The 23,102-nt window shown below is 71.6% G+C and carries 20 protein-coding genes and 1 pseudogene; 13 read left to right on the top strand and 8 right to left on the bottom strand.

The features are described 5' to 3' along the window. Nucleotides 1-25 precede the first annotated feature (25 nt). The 3 genes and pseudogenes from QSK20_RS25095 to QSK20_RS25105 form a co-directional block, all read right to left on the bottom strand. A complete protein-coding gene (locus QSK20_RS25095; protein ID WP_285791070.1) occupies nucleotides 26-1,153 on the bottom strand; it encodes a MaoC/PaaZ C-terminal domain-containing protein in 1,128 nt (375 codons plus the stop codon). Between the two features lie 254 nt (nucleotides 1,154-1,407). After that, nucleotides 1,408-1,974 (bottom strand): annotated as a pseudogene (locus QSK20_RS25100) (GtrA family protein); the annotation flags it as partial. 62 nt (nucleotides 1,975-2,036) lie between these two features. After that, complete coding sequence (locus tag QSK20_RS25105) at nucleotides 2,037-2,624, bottom strand: GtrA family protein (protein ID WP_352232314.1); 588 nt, start codon at nucleotides 2,622-2,624, stop codon at nucleotides 2,037-2,039. 374 nt (nucleotides 2,625-2,998) lie between these two features. Between QSK20_RS25105 and QSK20_RS25110 the strand changes: the two genes are divergently transcribed. The 5 genes from QSK20_RS25110 (at nucleotide 2,999) to QSK20_RS25130 (ending at nucleotide 11,473) form a co-directional block, all read left to right on the top strand. Continuing rightward, nucleotides 2,999-4,840: a phosphoenolpyruvate carboxykinase (GTP) gene (locus QSK20_RS25110; RefSeq protein ID WP_285791072.1), complete on the top strand. Its 1,842-nt coding sequence runs from the start codon at nucleotides 2,999-3,001 to the stop codon at nucleotides 4,838-4,840. Nucleotides 4,841-4,979: 139 nt separating this feature from the next. Further along, nucleotides 4,980-5,840: a hypothetical protein gene (locus QSK20_RS25115; protein ID WP_285791073.1), complete on the top strand. Its 861-nt coding sequence runs from the start codon at nucleotides 4,980-4,982 to the stop codon at nucleotides 5,838-5,840. Then, the gene (locus tag QSK20_RS25120; RefSeq protein WP_285791074.1) at nucleotides 5,837-6,964 is read left to right on the top strand and encodes a geranylgeranyl reductase family protein; all 1,128 of its coding nucleotides are present in this window, start codon (nucleotides 5,837-5,839) and stop codon (nucleotides 6,962-6,964) included. The genes QSK20_RS25115 and QSK20_RS25120 overlap by 4 nt, the downstream gene beginning before the upstream one ends. Nucleotides 6,965-7,010: 46 nt before the next feature. Continuing rightward, nucleotides 7,011-7,781, top strand: a complete 771-nt coding sequence (locus QSK20_RS25125; RefSeq protein ID WP_285791075.1) for an isoprenyl transferase — start codon at nucleotides 7,011-7,013, stop codon at nucleotides 7,779-7,781. 170 nt (nucleotides 7,782-7,951) lie between these two features. Beyond that, nucleotides 7,952-11,473, top strand: coding sequence for a ricin-type beta-trefoil lectin domain protein (locus tag QSK20_RS25130; protein ID WP_285791076.1), 3,522 nt, complete (start codon nucleotides 7,952-7,954; stop codon nucleotides 11,471-11,473). Nucleotides 11,474-11,604: 131 nt separating this feature from the next. Here the strand turns inward: QSK20_RS25130 and otsB are convergent, their stop codons facing one another. From otsB to QSK20_RS25145, 3 genes are all read right to left on the bottom strand, one after another. Next, a complete protein-coding gene (gene otsB / locus QSK20_RS25135; RefSeq protein ID WP_285791077.1) occupies nucleotides 11,605-12,429 on the bottom strand; it encodes a trehalose-phosphatase in 825 nt (274 codons plus the stop codon). 76 nt (nucleotides 12,430-12,505) lie between these two features. Next, nucleotides 12,506-12,859 (bottom strand): hypothetical protein, encoded by a 354-nt coding sequence (locus QSK20_RS25140; protein ID WP_285791078.1) that lies wholly within the window; start codon nucleotides 12,857-12,859, stop codon nucleotides 12,506-12,508. A 159-nt stretch (nucleotides 12,860-13,018) separates the two neighbouring features. After that, the gene (locus QSK20_RS25145; RefSeq protein WP_502889013.1) at nucleotides 13,019-13,522 is read right to left on the bottom strand and encodes a helix-turn-helix domain-containing protein; all 504 of its coding nucleotides are present in this window, start codon (nucleotides 13,520-13,522) and stop codon (nucleotides 13,019-13,021) included. 191 nt (nucleotides 13,523-13,713) lie between these two features. Here QSK20_RS25145 and QSK20_RS25150 point away from each other — a divergent pair, with 191 nt between their 5' ends. The 6 genes from QSK20_RS25150 (at nucleotide 13,714) to QSK20_RS25175 (ending at nucleotide 19,204) form a co-directional block, all read left to right on the top strand. Next, on the top strand, nucleotides 13,714-14,058 hold the full coding sequence (locus QSK20_RS25150) for a hypothetical protein (protein WP_285791080.1): 345 nt from the start codon (nucleotides 13,714-13,716) through the stop codon (nucleotides 14,056-14,058). 37 nt (nucleotides 14,059-14,095) lie between these two features. Next, nucleotides 14,096-14,536: a hypothetical protein gene (locus QSK20_RS25155; RefSeq protein ID WP_285791081.1), complete on the top strand. Its 441-nt coding sequence runs from the start codon at nucleotides 14,096-14,098 to the stop codon at nucleotides 14,534-14,536. A 448-nt stretch (nucleotides 14,537-14,984) separates the two neighbouring features. After that, nucleotides 14,985-16,391, top strand: coding sequence for an RNA 5'-3' helicase PhoH2 (gene phoH2, locus QSK20_RS25160; protein WP_285791082.1), 1,407 nt, complete (start codon nucleotides 14,985-14,987; stop codon nucleotides 16,389-16,391). A 276-nt stretch (nucleotides 16,392-16,667) separates the two neighbouring features. Beyond that, on the top strand, nucleotides 16,668-17,363 hold the full coding sequence (locus tag QSK20_RS25165; protein ID WP_285791083.1) for an aggregation-promoting factor C-terminal-like domain-containing protein: 696 nt from the start codon (nucleotides 16,668-16,670) through the stop codon (nucleotides 17,361-17,363). 134 nt (nucleotides 17,364-17,497) lie between these two features. Continuing rightward, complete coding sequence (locus tag QSK20_RS25170) at nucleotides 17,498-18,139, top strand: rhomboid family intramembrane serine protease (protein ID WP_145834112.1); 642 nt, start codon at nucleotides 17,498-17,500, stop codon at nucleotides 18,137-18,139. A gap of 96 nt (nucleotides 18,140-18,235) precedes the next feature. Then, on the top strand, nucleotides 18,236-19,204 hold the full coding sequence (locus QSK20_RS25175) for an NAD(P)/FAD-dependent oxidoreductase (protein WP_285791084.1): 969 nt from the start codon (nucleotides 18,236-18,238) through the stop codon (nucleotides 19,202-19,204). Nucleotides 19,205-19,339: 135 nt separating this feature from the next. On the opposite strand, the gene QSK20_RS25180 is transcribed toward QSK20_RS25175, so the two are convergent. Both QSK20_RS25180 and glpX read right to left on the bottom strand, forming a co-directional pair. After that, nucleotides 19,340-20,308: a DMT family transporter gene (locus QSK20_RS25180; RefSeq protein ID WP_502889014.1), complete on the bottom strand. Its 969-nt coding sequence runs from the start codon at nucleotides 20,306-20,308 to the stop codon at nucleotides 19,340-19,342. Beyond that, the gene (glpX, locus tag QSK20_RS25185; RefSeq protein ID WP_285791085.1) at nucleotides 20,305-21,336 is read right to left on the bottom strand and encodes a class II fructose-bisphosphatase; all 1,032 of its coding nucleotides are present in this window, start codon (nucleotides 21,334-21,336) and stop codon (nucleotides 20,305-20,307) included. Before glpX ends, QSK20_RS25180 begins: the two co-directional genes overlap by 4 nt. A gap of 79 nt (nucleotides 21,337-21,415) precedes the next feature. Between glpX and QSK20_RS25190 the strand changes: the two genes are divergently transcribed. Together QSK20_RS25190 and QSK20_RS25195 are read left to right on the top strand one after the other, a co-directional pair. Further along, on the top strand, nucleotides 21,416-22,150 hold the full coding sequence (locus QSK20_RS25190) for a DUF4245 domain-containing protein (protein ID WP_285791086.1): 735 nt from the start codon (nucleotides 21,416-21,418) through the stop codon (nucleotides 22,148-22,150). 106 nt (nucleotides 22,151-22,256) lie between these two features. Next, nucleotides 22,257-23,081, top strand: a complete 825-nt coding sequence (locus tag QSK20_RS25195; RefSeq protein ID WP_285791087.1) for a hypothetical protein — start codon at nucleotides 22,257-22,259, stop codon at nucleotides 23,079-23,081. The last annotated feature ends 21 nt before the right edge of the window (nucleotides 23,082-23,102 follow it).

The raw sequence follows: 23,102 nt of genomic DNA on the forward strand, positions 1-23,102 counted from the left end.
GGCTGGTGGCCGGCGTCACGCGCCGTCAGACGGCCTCCGGCGGCACGGACCCCCGGGCGCCCTCCGGCGGATGGTGCCGGTGGGACGGGTCGGGGTGGTCGTGCGGGTCCCGGGCGGCCGGGATGACGGCGGTGGGGGCGTCCAGACCGTACTGCCCCGTCGGCCCTGTCGGTGGTGCCGGCGGGGCGGAGACCACCGGACCGGGCAGGACGGCGGTGGGGGCGTCGACCGAGCTGGCCGACGCCACCATCCGGCCGGGCAGGCCGGTCAACCCGTTCGGCAGTGGTGGCCCGGAGACAGGTGCGCCGACCTGCGGGGCAGCCCCGCCGGGCAGGGGCGGCGCGGAGACGGGTCCGGGCGCTCCGCCGGGCAGGGGGGGCGCGGAGACGGGTGCGCCGACCGGGGCCGGAGGGCCGGAGACGGGTGGACCGGACGGTCGGGCGTCGGCCACCAGCACCGGCAACGGGCCGGTTCGGCTGTCCGCGACCACGGCCGGGTGGGCCCCCGGGGCCGGAACGGCATCGGGGGCGGCGGCCGGAGCGGTCCCGGCCATCGGCGCGGGACCGGTGGCGACCGCGACCGGATTCGGGCGGTCCGGCGGTGGCTCGTCCCCGTCGGCCGCGCTGTCCGGATCGGTGACGTCGTCGGGCGCGTCCTGGTCGCGGAGGGTGAACCAGCCACGGAACCGGGTGCGGAGCACCTCGCACTCCGGGCGTCCCTCTGCGTCGAGGCGGAGCATCGTGCCGCTCAGGGTGACCGTGCCGAGCCCCGGACGGGCGGTGGAGGGCTTGCTGCCCATGACGTCGAGGCGTACCGCCAGGCGGTCGCCGGCGCGCACCGGCGCCAGCCAGCGCAGCTCCTCCAGGCCGGGGGAGGCGTCGGCCGCCGCGCGGGAGAGCACGTGGTCGACGTACGCCCGCATGAAGAGGCTGACCGTGTAGAAGCCGCTGGCGATCAGGCCGCCGTGGTGGCTCTGCCGGGCCAGTTCCTCGTCGACGTGGTACCACTGCGGGTCGAACCGTCGGGCGAAGGCGACCATCTCGTCCCCGTCGACGGTGAGCATGCCGAGGTCGAACCAACGACCCGGGGTGAGGTCCTCGAAGAACAGCTCGGCCGAGGCTCCGGTCCCCGAGCGGACCGGTTCGGCGCTCACCGGCGCGGGGCACGCCGGGACACGGCGTGCAGTTCGGCGGCGAGTTCGGCTTCCAGTTCGCTGTCGATCGCGACGAGCCCCGGGTCGAGCGGCTTCAGCTGCTCCAGCGGGGACGGGCCGGGTCGGGCCTCCGCGCTGTTCGTGCGGGGCGGGAACGTGTCGCCGACACCGGCCGGGCGCGGCTTGGCCGCCCGACCGGGGCCCGCGATCGGGCTCGGCGTGACCCGCGAGCGGGGCCGGAGTGTCGGTCGTGGCCGGACCTCGGGTGGTGCGGTCGGCTCCGGTTGGGCCTGCTCGAGCTCGGTGACCGACTCGGCGAGTTCGGCCACCGGGTCCATTTCGGCGACCGCCTCGTGCTCGTCCCGCTGGGCGGCGGAGTCGGTGGCCGGAACGGGCTGGAAGACGAAGGTCCGGTACGACCAGAAGCGGAACAGCGTGGCGAGCACGACACCGCCGGTCTTCGCCACGTTCAGCGCGAGCAGACCGGTCATGCCGAGGCCGTATTTCGCCGCGGCCAGGACGCCCAGTTCGATGAGCAGCCCGGTCGCGTTGAAAAGGAAGAAAAGGGCATACTCCCGACGCATCGCCGATCTCGGTCGGTCCCGGTATGTCCAGTGCCGATTCATCAGATACGACGTGATGGTGGCGACGACCGTCGCGGCGACTGCGGCCTTGAGTTGACCGTCGGAGAACACGGTGAGTGCCAGTGCGTTGAACACCGCGTAATTGATGACGGTGTTGATGCCACCGACGATGCCGAATTTGAGCGCCTCGTGGACGAACTTCTGCCAGCGCTCGGGCAGGAGGCGGACAAGACGCATGCGGAACACCTTAAGGTCGGTCGTGGCTTCCGGCCTGTTGGCCGGACGGGATGGGCCCCAGGTCACGCCTGGGATTCTGGGTCGGGTCCTCGCGGAACCCGTCGGGTTCCCGCTTCGACGAAGACGAACCGTCGGTACGACCAGAACCGGAACAGCGTGCCGAGGCCCGTGCCGACGATGAAGCTGGCGATGTTGTCGGCCAGCGTGGTCTGGAAGACCTCCGGCCAGATGCTGCCCAGCCCGTAACGGCTGATGGCGAGGCAGGCTACCGCGATGCCCAGCCCCACCCCGTTGAAGAAGAAGAACAGGGCGTACTCGCGGAGCGGGTTGGAGCGCTCCCGGTGCCGCCAGGTCCAGAACCGGTTGCCGAGGAAGGCGACCGTGGCCGCGATGACAGTGGAGATCGTCTTCGCGGTGACCGGCTCGATGCCACGGCCCGTGGTGAAGAAGTTGAACAGGGCGAAGTCGATGAGGAAGGCGATCCCGCCCACCGTGGCGAACTTGCTCAACTCGCGCAGGAGGTGACCGAACCGGTCGAGCAGCGACCGGAGGAGGCCCGGTCGCGCATGCGGGGCACCCGGTTGGTCCCCGGTCACGGTCGCAGCCACGGGGGAAGCGTACCGGCTGACCGCTTCCCGGACGGGTAGCAACGTCGACAGCGGGTAAACGCCTCCCGACGATGACAGAGGGTGATGTCGGCGGTGCCGTGGGGAGCGGTGGCCGGCGGAGGTGGTGTGGTGCCGTGTCCGTGCGGCCGCCGCCCGGCCGGGTTCCACTTCCTGTGGCGCATTGAAGGTCAACAGGGGAATGTGCGTGAAACTGAGCGGGAAAGCGGGTATCAGCTCGTGAAGCCGCAGGTTAGCCGTACTTTGTGCAGTTCTTCACAACCAGTCCCACTGACGCCTGGGGCCGCCCGGTTTACGCTGAGCGGAATCCCAGGTTTCCACGAAGGCGACGCGGTTCCCGCCCGCCACGACTCGTGCATCCCATAGATCGGTCAGCGTCGACCACAAGGAGATGTGTCATGGTTGCTCCGGCTGCTGTTCGGGGTATCGATCAGGCCCCGACGTCCCACGCCAAGCTGCTCGCCTGGGTCCGAGAAGTCGCGGAACTGACCACTCCCGACTGGGTGGTCTGGGTGGACGGATCCGACGAGGAGTGGCGTCGCCTCACCGACGAGCTGGTCGAGGCGGGCACGTTGATCCGCCTCAACCCGGAGAAGAAACCGAACTCCTTCTACGCCCGTACCGACCCCGGTGACGTCGCCCGGGTCGAGGAGCGCACCTTCATCTGCTCCGTCGACGAGGCGGACGCCGGCCCCACCAACAACTGGATGGCGCCGGCCGAGATGAAGCGGGTGATGACCGACCTCTACCGCGGGTGCATGCGCGGCCGGACGATGTACGTCATCCCGTTCTGCATGGGCCCGGTCGAGGCCGAGAACCCCATGTTCGGCGTGGAGATCACGGACAGCCCCTACGTGGTCGCCTCGATGCGCATCATGACCCGGATGGGCGCGAAGATCCTCGAGGCGATGGGGGACGACGCCGACTTCGTGCACGCGCTGCACTCGATCGGCGCGCCGCTCGAACCGGGCCAGCAGGACGTCGCCTGGCCGTGCAACGAGACCAAGTACATCTCGCACTTCCCGGAGACCCGGGAGATCTGGTCCTTCGGCTCCGGCTACGGCGGCAACTCGCTGCTCGGCAAGAAGTGCTACTCGCTGCGGATCGCCAGCGTCATGGGGCGGGACGAGGGCTGGCTCGCCGAGCACATGCTGATCCTCAAGATCACCTCCCCGGAGGGGAAGGTCTACCACATCGCCGGCGCGTTCCCGTCCGCCTGCGGCAAGACCAACCTGGCCATGTTGGAGCCGACCATCCCGGGCTGGAAGGTCGAGACCATCGGTGACGACATCGCCTGGATGCGGTTCGGCCCGGACGGCCGCCTCTACGCGGTCAACCCCGAGTACGGCCTGTTCGGCGTCGCGCCCGGCACCGACTGGAAGACCAACGCCAACGCGATGCGCACGCTGGACCGGGGCAACTCCGTCTTCACCAACGTCGCGCTCACCGACGACGGGGACATCTGGTGGGAGGGGATGGGCGAGCCGCCGGCCCACCTCACCGACTGGAAGGGCAACGACTGGACGCCGCAGAGCGACACCCCCTCCTCCCACCCGAACAGCCGGTTCTGCACCCCGATCACGCAGTGCCCGATCCTCGCCGAGGACTACTACGACCCGAACGGCGTGCCGATCGACGCGATCCTGTTCGGTGGCCGGCGCAAGGACACCATCCCGCTGGTCACCGAGGCCCGCGACTGGGTGCACGGCGTCTACCTGGGTGCCACGCTCTCCTCGGAGACCACCGCCGCCGCGTCCGGCGCGGTCGGCGTGGTGCGCCGCGACCCGATGGCCATGCTGCCCTTCATCGGGTACCACGCCGGTGACTACTTCCGGCACTGGATCGAGATGGGCAAGGGCGCCGACGGCGACGCCTCCAAGCTGCCGCAGGTCTACTACGTCAACTGGTTCCGCAAGGACGCCGACGGCAACTTCCTCTGGCCCGGCTTCGGCGAGAACGCCCGGGTGCTCAAGTGGATCGTCGAGCGGATCGAGGGACGGGCCGACGCGGTCGAGACCCCGATCGGCATGGTCCCGGCCCAGGACGCGCTGGACGTCGACGGCCTCGACATGACCCCGGAGGACGTCCGGATCGCGCTGAAGGTCGACCCGGAGGAGTGGCGGGCCGAGCTGCCGCTGATCAACGAGTGGTTCGAGAAGTTCGGTGACAAGCTGCCCGGCGTGCTCTGGTCCGAACTGGACGCCCTCCGGGCCCGCTTGGACGCCACCTCCGGACGGTAGATCCGTGCGCCCGGGGTGGTAGCAGGGGACCCCTGTTACCGCCTCGGGCCGAGCAGGGGTCCCCGGCAACCAAAGAACGAGACACCCGCCCGTCCGGGACAGGTGTGCGGGTGGACCGCCGGGGGCATCATCAGCAGTCATGAGGACGGCCGCCGCGACCGAGGTCCGGCGGCCGTCCGCCGTCCGCGCGCTCACCACCCTGCTCGCCGTGACCGCGGCGGCCACCGTCGCGGTCGACCTGCTCAACTGGTGGTACGCCCCGGAGCAGGGCTTCGGCCTGGCCGTCCGGACCGGTTGGGCGCTGCTGCGGGCGTTCGGTTTCGTGCTGCTGATCGGGCACGTGCGCCGGGGCCGGACGCTGGCCCGGCCGCTCGGGCTGATCCTCGTCGTCACCACCGTCTTCGCGGTCGGACGGCTGATCGTGCCCCGGCAGGGAGTGCCCCCGCTGCCCGGAATCCTCGGCTTCGTCCTGCTCCTGGTGCTCTGCCTGGCCGTGCTCTGGCTGCTGTACCGCTCCCCGGCGGTCGCCGGGCACCTGACCCGGCACCGGGGGCGACTGGTCATCGACCGGCAGGGCATCTCCTGGCGGGAGACGCCGCCGCGTCGTCCGGCGGTCGCCGGCTGGCTGCTCACCACCCGGGTCGCCGCGTTCACGTACGCCCCGCTGATGCTCGTCCCCGCGCTGGTCGCCGCCGGCACGATCCTGGACGGCCGGCTCGCCGCCGGGCCGGCCGTGCTGTTCTGGTTCGGCTTCGCGCTCGCCACCAGTTACGCGGTGCTGTTCTGCACCTTCTTCCTGTTGCGGGGCAGACGCTGGGCGCGCGGACTGCTGGTGGCGGTCACCCTCGTGGTGCTCGCCGTCGACCTGCCGCTGTGCTGGTGGCTGCTCGGGGTCGACGGTCTGGTCCGGGACGGCGCGCCGCTGGTGACCGCCGGTGGCCTGGCCATCTACGGTCTGTGGCGGAGTGGTCGGGCCGGAGCTGGAGGTGGCGCCGCGTGAGCGAGGCGTACGACGTCGCCGTGGTGGGGGCGGGACCGGCGGGAGCCGCCGCCGCGCTGGCCGCCCGTCGGGCCGGGGCCCGGGTGCTGCTGCTGGACCGGGCCGACTTCCCCCGGGACAAGGCGTGCGGGGACGGCATCGCCGCGCACGCGCTGGACGTGCTCGCCCGGCTCGGGGTCACCGACGCGGTGGCCGGATACCCGCCGCTGCCCGCGTTGCGGCTGGTCGCCCCGGGCGGCGACACGGTGGCCCGGGCGCTGCCCCGGCCGGCGTACACGGTGCCCCGGACGGTGTTCGACGCCCGGCTGGTCGCGGCGGCCGTGGCGGCCGGCGCGGAGCTGCGCCGGCACACCGTGCGCCGGGTCGTCGAGCGGGACGACCGGGTGCTGCTGGACGACGTGTTCGCGGCCCGGGCGGTGGTCGGGGCGGACGGGGCCGGTTCGGTGGTGCGCCGGCTCCTCGGTCACCCGATCAATCCGGAACGCCATCTCGCGCTCGCCATCCGGGGGTACGCCACGGCCCGCTCCGGCCCGCCGGAGCAGCTCATCGTGACCTCGGCCGCGCGCTGGCCGGCGTACGCCTGGTCGTTCCCGATCGGTGACGGCCGGGCGAACGTCGGGTACGGGGAGGTGCTGCGCGGCGAGCCGCTGAGCCGGACGCACCTGCTCGACCGTCTCGCCGCGCTGCTGCCCGGCACCGACCCGGCGACGGTGGCCGACCTGCGCGCCCACCACCTGCCGCTCTCCACCTACCGACCGGCACCCGGGCGGGGCCGGGTCACGCTGGCCGGCGACGCGCTCTCGCTGATCAACCCGTTCACCGGGGAGGGGATCTTCTACGCGTTGCTCTCCGGCGCGCTGGCCGGCGCGACGGCGGCCCGTAGTCCGGACCGGGCCGCCGACCGGTACGCCGCCGACCTGCGCCGTCGTCTCGGCACCCACCTGCGGCACAGTTCCGCGGCGGCCTGGCTGGCCCGGCGGCGGCGGGTGGTGGACGGGGCCGTCCGCGCGGCCCGCCGCGACGACCGGGTCTTCCGTACCGTGGCGGAGTTGGGGCTCGGTGACGGTCGGCTGGACGCCCGGACGCTGGCGATGATCGGCTGGGGACTGTCCGGGCGGGTTTGAGGTGGGACGTACCCCTTCCCGGCCCGGGTCGCTACGCTGCATGGTGATGACTCTGCGGAACCTGCTCTATTCGGTGTACGAGCGTCGACTGACGGCGAAGCTCGCGGGCAAGCCGGTGCCCCGGCACGTCGGCGTGATGTGCGACGGTAACCGCAGGTGGGCCAAGGAGATGGGCTTCGTCGATCCCAACGACGGGCACCGGGTCGGCGCAGCCAAGATCAAGGATGTGCTCGGCTGGTGCGACCAGGCCGGGATCGGGCACGTCACCCTCTACCTGCTCGCCACCGACAACCTGCGCCGCCCGGCCCGGGAACTCGACCCGCTGTTGCAGATCATCGAGGATCTGGTGGTCGAGTTGGCCGAGGAGGGCAACCCGTGGCGGTTGCGCATGGTCGGCGCGCTCGACCTGCTCCCCGCGCAGACCGCCGCCGCGCTGAAGGCCGCCGAGGAGCGCACCCGGGAGCGCAGCGGCGGCGCCCAGGTCAACATCGCGGTCGGGTACGGTGGCCGGCGCGAGATCACCGACGCGGTCCGCTCGCTGCTGCTGGAGCACGCCGCCACCGGTGGCACCCTGGAGGAACTCGCCGAGGTGCTGGACGTCGAGCACATCGCCGAGCACCTCTACACCCGGGGGCAGCCCGATCCGGACCTGGTCATCCGGACCAGCGGTGAGCAGCGCCTCTCCGGTTTCATGCTCTGGCAGTCGGCGCACTCGGAGTTCTACTTCTGCGAGTTGAACTGGCCCGACTTCCGCCGCGTGGACTTCCTCCGGGCGCTGCGCTCGTACGCCAGCCGGCAACGCCGTTACGGCGTCTGACCGTCCGATCCGGTTCTTGCCGCAGGACAACTGTCAACAAACCGCACCGGGGAACTGTCGGCGTTCCGACCTGCCCGGCTGCCCGGGACACCTGTCCCTTCCGGCTGGGACGATCCTCCGGCGAACCTCCCCGTGCCGTCCGACCGTGGGCGGCACCGGGAGGAGAGGTAATGATCCGAAGGGGATCGACAACGAGACGGCGACGCGGGTTCGCCGGTCGGTGGGGGCGGCTCTGCGCCGTGGCGGCGGTCGCGTTGGTCGCCGCCGTGGGCAACGTCGTGGTGTCGCCGTCGGCGTACGCGTCGGGCGGGGTCGTCGTCGTCGACCAGGACACGCAGCGCCGGGGCCTGTTCGCGGCGTACATGCGGTCCCGGGCCACCGGGAACGAGGGACTGCGGCAACTGTTCCTCAGCGCGGCGATGGTCGGCCACCGGCAGCGTAATCCGCAGGTCACGTCGCAGCAGCTGGTGCAGTACACCGCGTCGATGAACCAGTGGTACACCAGCCAGCTCGGGGCCGAGGACCTGGCCCGGCCGACGTACCAGTTCATGGTGAAGCTGCTGGAGCTCTCCGCGCTGCACCCGTCCGGCGCGGTGGCCGCGCCGATCTTCAAGGAACTGGCCGAGTCGACGCTCGGCAAGGAGATCAAGGCGCTCGGCGAGACGCTCGACGACATCCATGCCGCGCAGCGGCACAACTCCGTGATCAGTCAGGTCTTCGAGCACCAGAACAGGATCTGGGGTGAGGTGGCCGGCCGGGGCGCGATCGACCCGACCTTCACCGAGGCCTGGAACGGCTACTTCGGCGCGAAGTACAACATCGTCGCGAACGCCACCCAGGACGACCTGATGGCGGACCCGTTGATCGCGACGTACGTCAACGTACAGGGGCTGCTCGAGCACGCCGTGAACCTCGAGGGCTACGTCAACGAGGGCAACCGGCAGATCGCCGCGCTGATCAACGAGATCAACGAGCAGACCGAGGCCGCCAACCGGGACGTCGAGGCGGTGAACGCGGCCCTGCCGGTGGACGGGCGACCGGCCACCCAGGCCGAGATCGACCAGGCCAAGGCGAAGGCCGAGGAGCGCCGGAGGTGGCTGGAGGGTGCCGCCGGTGCGGTCGACCTGCTGGGCAAGCTGATCGGCGTCGCCGACAAGAAGGTCGGCGACATCGTGACCGGCACCGGCCGGGCCGCCATCCAGATCGCCACCGCGGTCAGCGACTGGCTCCCGACGCTGGCCGCGAACGGTCTGAAGGCCGCGCTCTTCTCGGCGAGCGGAATCGGCATGGCCGGCGCGGTGCTCGGTGCGATCCAGTCGCTGGTGCCGCTCTTCGGCGGCACCGGTCCGACCGTCGACGAACAGATCCTCACCGAACTCAAGGAGCTCCGGGCGGAGCTGAACGAGTTCCGCGCGGAGATGAACACCCGGTTCGACCGGATCGAGCTGGCCCTGGTGCAGATGTTCGAGCAGATGGACCAGCAGTTCAACCGGCTGCTCACCGAGGTGTGGCTGACCCAGGAGCAGCTGGTGCAGGTGATCAGGCAACTCGCCCTGGTGACCGAGCGGGTCGACTTCTGGGGCAGTTCGATCATGCGGTCCCTCCAGGAGAGCCAGGTCACCCAGCTCAAGGGGCTGATCAATCAGCGGGTCAGCCACGCCGCCCGCTACCCGGAGACCCCGCTGACCTGGGAGGAGTACAAGGCGACGGTGGAGGCGCTGAACACGGCGGCGAGCCTGCAGAGCAAGGCCGCACCGTTCACCGCCGGCCTCGGCGACCCGAACCCGGAGAACAACCTCGGCGCGTTCGGCTACCAGGGTTCGGTCCGCTACCTGACCGACTACGCGGAGCGGTACCTGAACCTGCCGGCGGTCACCAGCGACGGCGTGCCGGTGCAGGCGCCGGCCGTGCCGGCGGTGGAGCACTGGATGCTGGCCGCCGAGGGCTACAAGCACATGGTGGCGCAGAACCCCCAGTTCGCGGCACAGGTGAACCTGACCACCGGCGAGATCCTCGCCGCCGGTCAGGCGATCCAGACCGCGGTCCGGCGGTTCAGCCAGCCGCAGGGCTGGGACAAGCCGGAGCAGTTGGGCCCGGTCTACGTCAAGCTGCTCGACAGCTACCGCGCCACCGGCTTCGAGCTGGTCGGCGAGCTGCAGAAGAAGCGGAACGCCGTCCAGCAGGACCGGCTCAACTACACCATGTTCGGCCTGCCCACCCAGGACGTCGAGGGGGCCAGCACGGCCGAGCCGACGACCGTCTCGCCGTGCGCCGGGACGGCCACCTTCAAGCCGAGCCGGCCGACCAACGTGGTCAGCAAGAACCTCAAGGAGATGTGGCTCGCCGACTACGGCCGCCCGAACACCCCGGCGCAGACCTGCTACCAGGCCTCCTGGGTGAACATGTCCGAGCCTCCGGACCCGGGTGGGGACCGGCCGTACTCGGTCTCCGCCGACCTCCAGATCACCTTCCAGGTGCGGCAGAACTGGGACGGCCAGTGGCTCACCGCCCGCGAGTGGACCAAGGTCTACCCGTACGGCAAGATCGAGCAGTACTACCCGCCGCACGACCCCCGGCAGGGCTGGCTGCGCAGTCCCACCCAGGGCATGTCGGAGAAGTGGGGCACGGTCAAGCCGGACTTCGAGACCGTGCAGGGCACCGCGCCGGGTGAGGCGACGCTCAAGAGCCGGGTGCGGGACTGGCTCTACGGCCAGGCCGGGCAGTACTACCACGAGATCGTCCGGGACCTGGACAAGCCGGGCACCGACCTCCACCGGTTGAACACCAACCTGACCCGGACGGCGCTGCTGCTCCAGTCGTACACCAAGCTCGGTTTCGCCCGATCGCTGGAGCACGACCAGACCATCGGCATCCACCTGCTCGGCCAGTCCCGGATCCCGTTCGACCAGGGGCAGTTGGAGGCCAACGTGGTCAGCGGCCGGGAGGGGCTCTCCGGTGGCATCACGCCGGCGAAGCGGGTCAGCGACGGCTTCCGGCAGGCGCTCGCCAACTACTGCGCGAGGATCGTCAACGACCGGTGCGAGGTGAAGCCGTCGGGCGGGACGGAGCCGAACCCGCGCACCGGCCAGAACGAGCACGTGCTGCCCTGTACGTCGGCGGAGCGGTGGGACCCGGTCGAGCGGTGCCTGAACTGGGCGCTCGACCACCGGTCGACGCAGCTCCGGCAGCGGCTGGAGGTGGCCAGTGAGCGGCTGCTCGAAGAGCCGCCCGTGCCCGAGGGCATCCCGGCGGTGGACGAGCTGATGCAGAGCATCCGGATCGCCGAGGCGGTGGCCAAGAACGGGCCGACCGGCGACACCGCCCGGATCGGCGCGGTCACCGCCCAGAGCGGGAAGTGCCTGGACATCCGGTCGCCGTTCAACGACGGCGCGCAGATCGAGGTCTCGACCTGCGACGCGTCCGACCCGCAGGGCTGGGCGCTGATGCCCAACCGCAGCGTCATGTCCATGGGCAAGTGCCTGGACGTGCACAGCGGCGGATCAGCGGACGGCAACCAGATCATCCTCTGGCGCTGCCACGGCCTCGGCTCCCAGCAGTGGGTGGCCCACGGTGACGGCACCCTGCGCAACCCGCAGTCCGGCAAGTGTCTGACGGTCGCCCCCGACGGCGCCATCGTGCACCTGTGGACCTGCAACGGTGGCGCGAACCAGAAGTGGACCCTGCCGGCCTGACCGCCACCGGGATCTGCTGACCGGGATCCTCCGCCCACCCGGGGCGGGGGATCCCCTCGCGTCCGGTCGGGCCGAGGAGGAACCGGGGACGACCGGGTGGCTCAGCCGGGCCGTCCGGCGAGCCGGACTGGTCAGCGCAGCCGGGCGGCGGCGTCGCTGAGGAAGTCGCCGAGGGCGGACGGGGAGTCGATGGTCAGGTCGGCGGCCCGGGCGACCTCCTGCCCGGTCTCCGGGTTGGCCACCGCGACGCAGACCCCGACGAAGTCGGGATCGGCGGCGGCCCGGGCGCGCAGCGCGGTGAACGCCTTGATGTCGGAGACGTCGTCGCCGAAGTACCAGGCCCCGGCGGCGGAGCGGACCACTTCGTCGATCACCATGCCCTTGTCCCGGTCGACCGGGGGCTTGAGTTCCAGCACCATCCGACCGGCCTGCACCCGCAGCCCCAGCCGGTCGGCCTGGGCCCGGCCCCAACTCTCCACCGCCTCGGCCAGGTGCGGCGCGGTGCGGTAGTGCAGGGCGACGGAGAGTCGCTTGAACTCGACCAGGGTGCCCGGGGGCAGTTCGGCGCGGGCCAGGTCGGCCAGCTCGGCCATGGTGGGCACCCAGGGCAGGGCGGCCGGCTCGGTGACTGTCTCACCGCCGGAGTGGCTGTGCTCCAGCCCGTAGAGGCCGTAGAGGTCGATGCCGACGAGCCCGCCGAAGTGGTCCCGCAGGAACTCGACCGGGCGGGCGGAGACGATCGCGACCCGCCGTACGACGGGGGCGAGCGCCTCGAGCGCGGCGAGGACCTTCGGGGCGGGCTCGACCGCGTTGGGGTCGTCGTCGACCGGGGCGAGTGTGCCGTCGAAGTCGAAGAAGAGGACGTAGTCTCCCGCCCGCTCGGCGGTCGCGGCCCACGCGTGGGCGGCGTCGAGCGGGCTCTTCGGCTCCTGGTTGCCCAGATTCAACGGCGGCACGCGCGTCAGCGTACCCCTCGAAGGGCCGGACATTCGTGGTCGCGAGAAGCTCTCCCGGAACGCCGACCCGCGTTCCTCAGCGTTCGGCGGCCCCGCGTCCGCGCCGCCCGAACGGCACCACCGTGGCCTCCCGGTCGTGGCTGAGCAGGTAGCCCTCGACGAAACCGGCGTTCCGGTCCCCGGTGTGCGCCTCGATGTCGTTGAGCCGGGCCACCAGGAACTCGGTGAGCGCGGTGAGCCGGTCGTTGAGCCGGTCGTAGAGCTCGGCGAGGACCGCCAGCACGACCGCCGTGCCGGCCGTGGTCAGCGCGAAGAGGTTGACGACCAGGGGAAGCTGCCCGCCGTCGATCGCGCCGACCACCACGTTTCCGGTCACGGACAGTGTCACGGACACCGTCGCGACCAGGACTGCCAACCACTTCAGGGTCATGGACAGACCCCTCCTTCTGTCCCGCAGGGCTGGGTTCGGCCTTGTCCCGTCCCCCGCCGACGACGAGCCCAAGCAGTTAGGGGGACGCTAGCGCGCGAACCCGCCGTCCGGTGCGGAACGGGGATTTCCCGGTCGGCGTTCTTTTCGCCATCTGAGGAACTAGCCCACCTTTTTGTCCGGATTGGGGATGGCGGGGAGCGGAGGGCGGTAAGCGAGGTATCGGACGGTTTCTCGGATGTGGAACTTCTCAAGGTCCGAGACGCCGGGGTCGACCAGGCGACGCAACAGCGCCTCGACGTCCGGGTCCATCGGCGGGGTCTCCGGCCGGCGACGGGACGGGTCCGTCCGGTCCCAGCCGAGGGCGGCGAAGGCCGCCGTCGGGTCCAGCCCGAGCCCCTCGCAGAAGGAGACCACCCGGGCGGCCTCGGGGTCGCTGCTCCAGTCGCCCCGGACCCACCGGTTGATGGTCTGCCGGGAGACGCCCGTCCGGCGGGACACCTCGGTGCCGCTCCAGGCCCGGGCCGTCCGCGCGTCGTCGAGCGCCCGGCGCACGAAGGCGGCGAATTCGATCTTGCGCGCGTGGGCGTGGGTCACCCGACGACGGTACGACCGGCCGTCTGCCGGGTCGTCGTGAGACGCGCTCTTGTCACGTGTATGTGACATCCTCTTCGCATTCGACAGCCGCCGAGCGGGGTGTCGCCAGCCGCCCTGACGTGGGCAGACGATCGATCACCGAGTGTGGTCCCAAAAGCACCGGGAGCTGCTACTGTCACGCCCATGGGACAATTTGCGGTGTGCGGCGTGCCCGGGGTGGTCTGCCCCGGAGGCCACACACCAGGTACGAGGGAGGTGTGGTGACTGAACTCGCAACCCGCGCCCAGGCGTTCGGCCTGGTGGCGGAGGGAGTGGCCGCGGGTCTGAGTGCCCCGTGGCGCCTCTACCTCGCCCGAGGGAGCCGGCACGTCTCGCTGAACGTGGCCGACCGCGTCGAGTGGGACGCCTGGCGTGCGCACCTCGGCTGCCCGGAGCTGAGCGTCCGGGTCTACGACGCCGGGGGCGAGATCCGGCGCACCTCGGTGGCGGAGGTCCTCCTGGACGGCTGCCGGATCAGCGTCGAGCTGGTCGAGGAGGTCGGCACCGACGACCTGGACCGGCTGCTCGTCGCCGATCCCACCCTGCCCGGGCCGGAGGAGCGATGACGTCCCGCCCCGGCCCGAGGGACACCGGAGCCGCCGGATGAGCCCCTTCTTCGCGGTCTTCCTGGTCCTGCTGCTCGGTTCGACGAGCTACGCCGCCGGACGGCTGCACGGCCAGCTCAGTTACCGGATCGGGTACCGGTTCGGCTACCGCCAGGGTTACTTCGACGGGGACCGGGGCGCGTGGAACCGCAGACGCCGGGAGGCGCAGGTGGCCCTCGCCTCGGCGCTGGCCGTCCCCTCGGGGCCCGCCGTCCGGGCCGGCGTGCCGGTCACCCGGACGGGCACCACGTACACCGGCTCGGCGTTCGCGGCGGGCGGAACCACCCGGGGGGTCGCGGTCGAGCCGTACCCCCGAGGACGTCAGCCGGGCGTGGCGGTCGGCGTCGGCCGATCCGCTGTGACCGTCGGCGCGGGCCAGTCGACCGTGACCGTCGGCGGACGGTACCCGACCGGGACGCTGGCCGGCCGGCACGGCTGAGCCGACGACGACCGCCGCCCGGCGGACCCGGCGCGTCGCCCGCGACGCGTCGTGGACCCGCGTCCCGTCCCGGGGACGCGGGACCGGGGCCGGCCGGGGTGCGCGCAGGGGGCACACATCCCGGCCGGCGTCCCCGGACGTGCCCACGTCCGCCCCGGGTCGACGACCATCTCCGGTTCCCGCCGGAACCGCGGGCGTGGCCGTCAGCGCCTACCGACATGCCGGTCGAACAGGATGTTCGTGCACTGCTCGATTGAGATCCATCTTCGCCTCTAGCCGGAACGGGCACGGCGACGCTAGCGTCTAGTCATGGCGCGGGGTTCTCCCGGGCCAGCCGGCCAGCCCGGATCTGCGACCTCGCGCACGGGGCCCGCATCCGACCCCGTGTCCCCGGGCACCGGAGGAGGCGGAACGCGGGTGGCGGGTGCCCATCCGTCGGAGCAGGCCTGTGACGACTCGTCGTACCCCCGCCGGTGGCGATCAGACCCCGGCCGCGACCACGACCACCCGCCGGACGTCCCGGAGCCGCCGTGCGGCGACGGCGCCCGCCGAGCCCGGGGAGCCCCGACCAGAGGTCTTCGTCCTGGACACCTCGGTTCTGCTCTCCGACCCTGCCGCGTTCCACCGGTTCGCCGAGCACGAGGTGGTCCTCCCCCTCGTGGTGATCTCCGAGTTGGAGGGCAAGCGGCAGCATCCGGAGCTCGGCTGGTTCGCCCGGCAGTCGCTCCGCATGCTCGACGAACTGCGGATCACCCACGGCCGGCTGGACCACCCGGTGACCGCCAACGACGAGGGCGGCACGCTGCGGGTGGAGTTGAACCACACCGACGACCGGGTGCTCCCGCCCGGGTTCCGCACCGAGTCCAACGACGCCCGGATCCTCGCCGTGGCGCTCAACCTGGCCGCTGAGGGACGGCGGGTGACGCTGGTCAGCAAGGACATGCCGCTGCGGGTCAAGGCCGCCGCCGTCGGGCTGCGCGCCGACGAGTACCGGCACGGTCAGGCGAGCGATCCGACCTGGACGGGCATGGCCGAGCTGGAGGTCGCCGAGGAACAGATCGGCCAGCTGTACGGCGGCGAGACGCTCGACCTGGACGGCGCGGCCGGGCTGCCCTGCCACACCGGCCTGGTGCTGCACTCGGGCAACGGCTCGGCCCTGGCGCGGGTCCAGCCGGACAAGACCGTCCGGCTGGTCCGGGGCGACCGGGAGGCGTTCGGCCTGCGCGGGCGTTCGGCGGAGCAGCGGATCGCCCTGGACCTGCTGCTCGACGAGTCGGTGGGGATCGTCTCGCTCGGTGGTCGGGCGGGCACCGGAAAGTCCGCCCTGGCGCTCTGCGCCGGCCTGGAGGCGGTGATGGAACGCCGCCGGCACCGGAAGGTGGTCGTCTTCCGTCCGCTCTACGCCGTGGGCGGCCAGGAGTTGGGCTACCTGCCCGGCTCGGAGGCGGAGAAGATGTCGCCCTGGGCCCAGGCGGTCTTCGACACCCTGGGCGCCGTGGTGCACGAGAACGTGCTGGAGGAGGTCACCTCCCGGGGCTTGTTGGAGGTGCTGCCGTTGACCCACATCCGGGGTCGGAGCCTGCACGACGCGTTCGTCATCGTGGACGAGGCGCAGTCGCTGGAGCGGGGCGTGCTGCTCACCGTCCTGTCCCGGATCGGCCAGGGCTCCCGGGTGGTGCTCACCCACGACGTCGCCCAGCGGGACAACCTCCGGGTGGGGCGGCACGACGGGGTGACCGCCGTCATCGAGGCGCTGAAGGGCCACCCTCTCTTCGCGCACGTCACGCTCAGCCGTTCGGAGCGGTCGCCGATCGCGGCGATGGTGACCGACCTCCTGGAGGACATCCCGCTCTGACTGTCGCTTAGGCCCGTTTTTACCACTATTTGCATAGTGGCGCAGGTCACATTTGCGGCGTGTGGTTTCCCAATGGCCCCATGGTGCGCGATCGTGTCCCACGAGCGCCCACGCACCAGAAAGATCGTTGGTGATCATTCGTCACAGGGGTCGGGAGTCACCGGCCCACGGTGCCGGCGGTGACCGGCACGGTCGGGGCGCTCACGGCGCGGGTCCGCCCGGTGCTGACCGGCATCGGCCGCGCCGTGTCCTTGCCCCCGATGAAGGGACCTCTTCGTGAGTCGGCTGTGGAGCCGGTTGGGTGCCCGAACCGCCGCCGTCGCGTTGCTCTCCGTGGGCGTCGCCGGCGGCTTCTACTTGGGCGAAGACCGCCAGACCCGGCCATCGGACGCGACCGCGCAGGTCGGCCAGGTCGAGATTGAGCAGTCGCGGTACGTGCAGACCGAGCAGGTCGTCGAGTCCGCCAGGTACCAGACCGAACTGCGGAACACGCAGCGGGCCGAGGCCGCCGCCGAGCTGGCCGCCCGTAAGGCCGCCGCCGAGCGCGCGGCCCGCAAGAAGCGCGAGGCCGAGGCGAAGGCCAAGGCGGAGGCCGAGGAGGCCGCCAAGGAGGCGGCGGAGAAGGCCTCCAAGCCGTACGACGGCCCGATCCCCGCCTCGTGCAACGAGTACAGCGGGAACCGGAAGACCGGCTGCGCCATGCTGCTCAACTCCGGTTTCGGCATCGACCAGATGCCCTGCCTGGACCGGCTCTGGAAGAAGGAGAGCGGCTGGAACCACAAGGCCGAGAACCCCTCCTCCGGCGCGTACGGGATCCCGCAGGCGCTGCCGGGCAGCAAGATGGGCTCGGCCGGCGACGACTGGCGGACCAACCCGGCCACCCAGATCGAGTGGGGCCTCGGCTACATCAAGGGCCGGTACGGCACCCCGTGCAAGGCCTGGGCGCACTCCCAGGACACCGGCTGGTACTGATCGTCCGGATCCGACCGGCGGGGATGGGTGGCGGTGTCACCCATCCCCGCCGTCGTCTTCACCGAGGGTGAATCCGCAGCCCGACGGGCAGGTGTGGGTGGCGGTCCGCCGTCAGAGCTGATAGCTACTTGTGGGTGACTTTCGACGGCGGCCCGGCGGGCGACCCCAACCGGTTCGGCAGCGAGGCGTTCTACGCCTCGCTGGGCCGGGCCTTCGTCGCCATGTGCGCGGTGGTACCGGTGCTCTTCCTCGTCGAGGCGCTGGACGTCTGGCTGGGCGCCGGCTTCGACCCGGCCGCCGGAATCATCCCCAAGCGCATCGACGGGCTGGACGGCGTCTTCTTCTCGCCCTTCCTCCACCACGGCTTCGACCACCTCTACAGCAACAGCATTCCGCTGATCCTGCTCGGCACCTTCGTGCTCGCCGCCGGGGTCCGCCGCTTCCTCTGGTCGACGCTGGTGATCATCCTGGTCAGCGGTCTGGGCGTCTGGTTCACCGGATCGCCCAACTCGATCGTGGTCGGCGCCAGCGGGGTGATCTTCGGCTACCTCGGCCTGTTGCTCACCCGGGGTGTGGTGGAGCGCACATGGTGGAACTTCGCCGTCGTGCTCCTGGTCGGTCTCCTCTACGGCTGGCAGTTGGTCGGCATCCTCCCCACCGACGAGCGAATCTCCTGGCAGGGGCACCTGTTCGGGTTGGTCGGCGGGGTGCTCGCCGCAGTGCTCTTCCGCCGTCGGCCCGGTGTCGACGCGGGGTACCCGCTCACCACCTCCTGAACGTTCCGTGTGTGAGGTGCTTGCTCAGCGCAACCGCCGCCCCTACCGTCTGAATCGGCATGTGTTGATCCCCGGGCGGAGAGTGACGGTACGCGGATGCGAGAGGTCGATGTCGCCATAATCGGGGCCGGTCCGTCCGGCCTCTTCGCCGCCTACTACGCCGGGTTCCGAGGGCTGTCGGTGGCCGTCGTCGACGCCCTGCCGGAGCCGGGCGGGCAGATCGCGGCGATGTACCCGGAGAAGATGATCTACGACATCGCCGGGTTTCCCGCGATCAAGGGACGGGACCTGGTCGCGAACCTGGTCGCCCAGGCGGCCACCGCCAACCCCGAGTACCTGCTCGGCGTCCGCGCCGAGCGCCTGGAACACCAGGACGGCAAACCGGTGCTCACCCTCGCCGGTGGCGAACGGCTGCACTGCGGCGCGGTGATCATCACCGGTGGGCTGGGCAGCTTCACCCCCCGTCCGCTCCCGGCCGCCGTGGGCTACGTCGGCACCGGGCTGGTCTACTTCGTTCCGCAGCCGGCCGACCTGGCCGGCCGGGACGTGCTCATCGTCGGTGGCGGTGACTCCGCCTTCGACTGGGCGGCGGCGCTGGCCCCGCTGGCCCGTTCGGTGACCCTGGTGCACCGGCGGGAGCGGTTCCGCGCGCACGCCGCCACCGTGGCCCGGGTCCGTGAGCTGCCGGTCCGGATCGTGGTCAACGCCGAGGTCACCAAGCTGCACGGGGACACCGTGGTGACCGGCGTCGACGTCGCCGTGAGCGGCGGGGTCGCCGAGACCCTGCCGGCGGACGCGGTGATCGCCGCGCTCGGGTTCACCGCCGACCTGGGGCCGCTCGTCGACTGGGGGCTGCGGCTGGACCGCCGGCACATCGTGGTCGACAGCGCGATGGCCACCAACCTGCCCCGGGTCTACGCCGCCGGGGACATCACCGAGTACCCGGGCAAGGTCCGACTGATCGCCACCGGCTTCGGCGAGGCGGCCACCGCGGTGAACAACGCGGCGGTGGCGATCGACCCGGCGGCGCACCTCTTCCCGGGGCACTCCTCCGACGGCACCTGACCGCTGCACCCCGCCCGGGTTGCAGGGGACCCCTGCTCGGCAAAAAGCGGTAACAGGGGTCCCCTGCTACCACCGCAGCAGCGGCGTGCGGCGTGCCGGGGAGCAGTTCGGGGCGTGGGCGTACCCGCCACCGGATCAGCGGCGTACCGGTGGGCCGAGCGCGGCGACCAGCACGGCCACCAGGGTGAGGGCGGCCCCGAGCAGGGTGGCCGGTCCGGGGTGCGAGGCCGCCGTGGGCAGCACCACGTCCAACAGCACCGCCCCGACGATCTGACCGGCGATGGTCGCCAGCCCGAGCAGGAGCACCCCGGTGAACCGGACGACCGCCGCCGCGAGCGCGATGAACAGGATGCCGATCGGACCGCCGAGGTAGAACCAGGGTTCGGACGGGAAACCGCCGGTCGGCAGACCGCGCACCAGCAGGTCGACGGCGAGCGTGACGAGCAGCGCCAGCGTCCCGACCGCGAAGTTGACCAGCGTGGCGGTCAGCGCGCTGCCCGACGCCGCGCGTACCTGGCCGTTGACCGCCTGCTGCCAGGCGATGGCGATCCCGCCGAGCAGGGGCAGCAGGGCCAGGGCCAGCGTGCCCGGGTCGCCCAGCCGGTCGCCGACGGCGATGAGCACCGCCACCACGGTCAGCGCCGCCCCGGCCAGCCGGTTGGCCGTCACCGGCTGGCGACCGGTCGGGCCGAGCCCGGCCCGGTCCACGGCGAGGCTGCTGCCGGTCTGCCCGGCCACCACCGCGACGGTGAAGACCGCCACGCCGAGCGTGCCGATGGTGAGCCCCTGCGTGGCGACCAGCAGGGCGCCGCAGATCCCGCCGAGGCACTGCCACGGGCGCAGGGTTCCGGCGGTGAGCGCGCTCCGCAACCGGCGAAGTCCCCGACGCCCGGCCGGGACGAGGGGGACCAGCACCAGCAGGACGAGCAGCCCCAGACCGAACGAGACCACCGCGGCGGCGATGCCGTCGCCGAGGCGTACGCCCAGCTCGCCGTTGATCCGTGACTGGAGTGCCACGGCGAGGCCGGAGATGACGGCGAGCCCGACTCCGGTGACCCGCAGCGCCGCCGACGGCACCACGTCGGCCCGGGGCGGCGCGGTCACTCCTGTTCGGCCAGGGGACGGCCGTCGAAGTCGATCGCCGAGTAGAGCGCCAGCTTCTCCAGACGGTGGTACGAGTCGATCACCCGGATCGTGCCGCTCTTGGAGCGCATCACGATCGACTGGGTGTACGCCCCACCGGCCCGGTAGCTGACCCCGCGCAGCAGGTCCCCGGAGGTGACGCCGGTGGCCACGAAGAAGCAGTTGTCCCCGGTCACCAGGTCGTCGGTGGTGAGCACCCGGTCGAGGTCGTGGCCGGCGTCGAGGGCCTTGGCCCGCTCGGCGTCGTCCCGGGGCCAGAGCTTGGCCTGCATCATCCCGCCCATGCACTTCAGCGCGCAGGCGGCGGTGATCCCCTCCGGGGTGCCGCCGATGCCCATCAGCACGTCGACGTCGGATTCGCCCCGGGCGGCGGCGATGGCCCCGGCGATGTCACCGTCGGAGATGAACCGGATGCCGGCCCCGGTCCGGCGGATCTGGCCGACCAGGTCGTCGTGGCGCGGGCGGTCGAGCACGCAGACCGTCACGCCGGAGACGTCGGTGCCCTTGACCTTGGCGATCCGGCGCAGGTTCTCGGTGACCCCGGCGTTGATGTCGACCACGTCCGCGTACGCCGGCCCGACGGCGAGCTTCTCCATGTAGAAGACGGCGCTCGGGTCGAACATCGCCCCGCGTTCGGCCACCGCCAGCACCGCCAGGGCGTTCGGCATGCCCTTGCTCATCAGCGTGGTGCCGTCGATCGGGTCGACCGCCACGTCCACCTCGGGCCCGCTGCCGTCACCGACCTCCTCACCGTTGAAGAGCATCGGGGCGTTGTCCTTCTCGCCCTCGCCGATCACCACGACGCCCCGCATCGGGATCGAGTTGATCAGTTTGCGCATGGCGTCGACGGCTGCCCCGTCCCCGCCCTCCTTGTCGCCCCGTCCGACCCACCGCCCGGCGGCCATCGCCGCCGCCTCGGTGACGCGGACCAGATCGAGGGCGAGATTGCGGTCGAGATCCTGGGGGATCCGCGTCCTGGTGTTCGTCATGACGGCTTCCTCCTCGCGACGGTGCGGGGTGGACCGGCGGGATGTCGCCGCCGCCGGCTTTGTCACTGATCCTCACACGATGGCCAGCGAAACGCCCTCACACGGTGGTCAACCTAACGCCGTCGTGGAGCCGTGGTGGCCCGGATCCGGCCGACCCGGGGGCTGCGAAGATAGGGGGGTGGAGACCGCAGACCGCGTACCCGCCGACTCGACCCCGCCGGACGGCCAGCCGCCGCTGACCCCGCCCGGGCCGGCGACGACCCCACCGCAGGGGCAACCGCCGGTGCCCGCCGGCGGACAGGCGGGACGTTCCGAACGTTCCCCGAAGGACATGGCGATCTCGCTGCTGGTGCTGCTCGTGCCGATCGCCCTGCTGCTCGCCTTCTACCGGGGTTTCCTCGGCGGCGAGGAGCCGACCACCGTCGACCCGGCCCCGGCCGTCGAGCAGGCCCGGGCGGCGAACGTCTTCCCGGTGGCCGAACCGTCCGGTCTCGGCTCCGACTGGCAGACCATCACGGCCCGGTTCCAGCAGACCGAGCAGGGGGCGAGCCTGCGCCTGGGCTATCTGACGCCGGAGGGACGCGGCGTCCAGCTCGTGCAGAGCAACGTGCCGGTGGAACGGCTCCTGCCCCAGGAACTCACCGACCAGAGCCAGCCGCAGGGCGCGCTCGACCTGGAGGGCCGGAGCTGGCAGCGCTACACCGCCCGGGGCAACGAGCGTGCCCTGGTGCTCCTGGAACCCGCGCGGACGGTGATCGTGGTGGGGGACGCGACCGAGAACGAACTACGCGAGTTGGCCGACTCCGTACGGTAGGGTCCGCGCCGGACCGGGTAAGTAGTTTCCGGACGGGCACCCCCGTTTCCCGGTATCCCCCTTTCCGGCGCCGGTGTCGCGCCGGACGACAACTGGAGACGTCCACGTGAAGATCCGACGGTGGAGTGCCGGCGTTCTCGCCGCCTCCCTGCTCGTACCCGGCCTCACCGCCTGCAAGTCCGACGGCACCGAGTCGACGGCCGAGCCGGCCGCCAGCGGCTCCGCGGCCTCCTCGGCGGTCCCCTCGGACGCGAAGGAGGCGCTGCTCGCCTCGACCAAGGAGATCAGCAAGGGCAACTTCAGCTTCACCATCAACGGCGGCGAGCTGAACGGCGCCGGCAAGGTGCACGCGCCGACCAAGAGCGCCGAGATGTCGATGACCGGCGGCGACGCCGCCTCGGCCGACCTCACCATGGAGATGCACCTGATCTTCATCGACACCGACAGCTGGGTGATGGTGCAGTTCGGCGGCGCGATGGCCACCGCCATGCCGAAGCAGGCCACCGCCGGCAAGTACCAGCACCTCGACCGGTCCCGGATCAAGGGCATCGACCAGTTGGAGTTCAGCTTCGACGACGTCGACCCGGCCGGCAGCGAGGCGCTGACCAAGGCGATCACCGAGGTCCGCAAGACCGGCGACGGGCTGTACGCGGGCACCATCGACGCCACCAAGGCCACCGACTCGGACATGCTCGACGCCGACGTGGTGAAGGCCCTCGCCGGCCAGGCCTCGGCGGTGCCGTTCACCGCCAAGCTCGACGCCCAGGGCCGCCTGGTCGAGCTGGGCCTGGAGGTGCCGGCCGCCGGGGACAGCGCAGCGCAGAACCTGGTCGTCACGTACGCCGACTACGGCACGACCACCCCGGTGCAGAAGCCGCCGGCGGACCAGGTGGTCGAGGCCTCCGACGACGTGTACGAGATGTTCAAGTAGGCACACCACCAACGGGTGCGG

This window comes from Micromonospora sp. NBRC 101691 (assembly GCF_030269285.1).
Taxonomy (GTDB): Bacteria; Actinomycetota; Actinomycetes; order Mycobacteriales; family Micromonosporaceae; genus Micromonospora; species Micromonospora echinospora.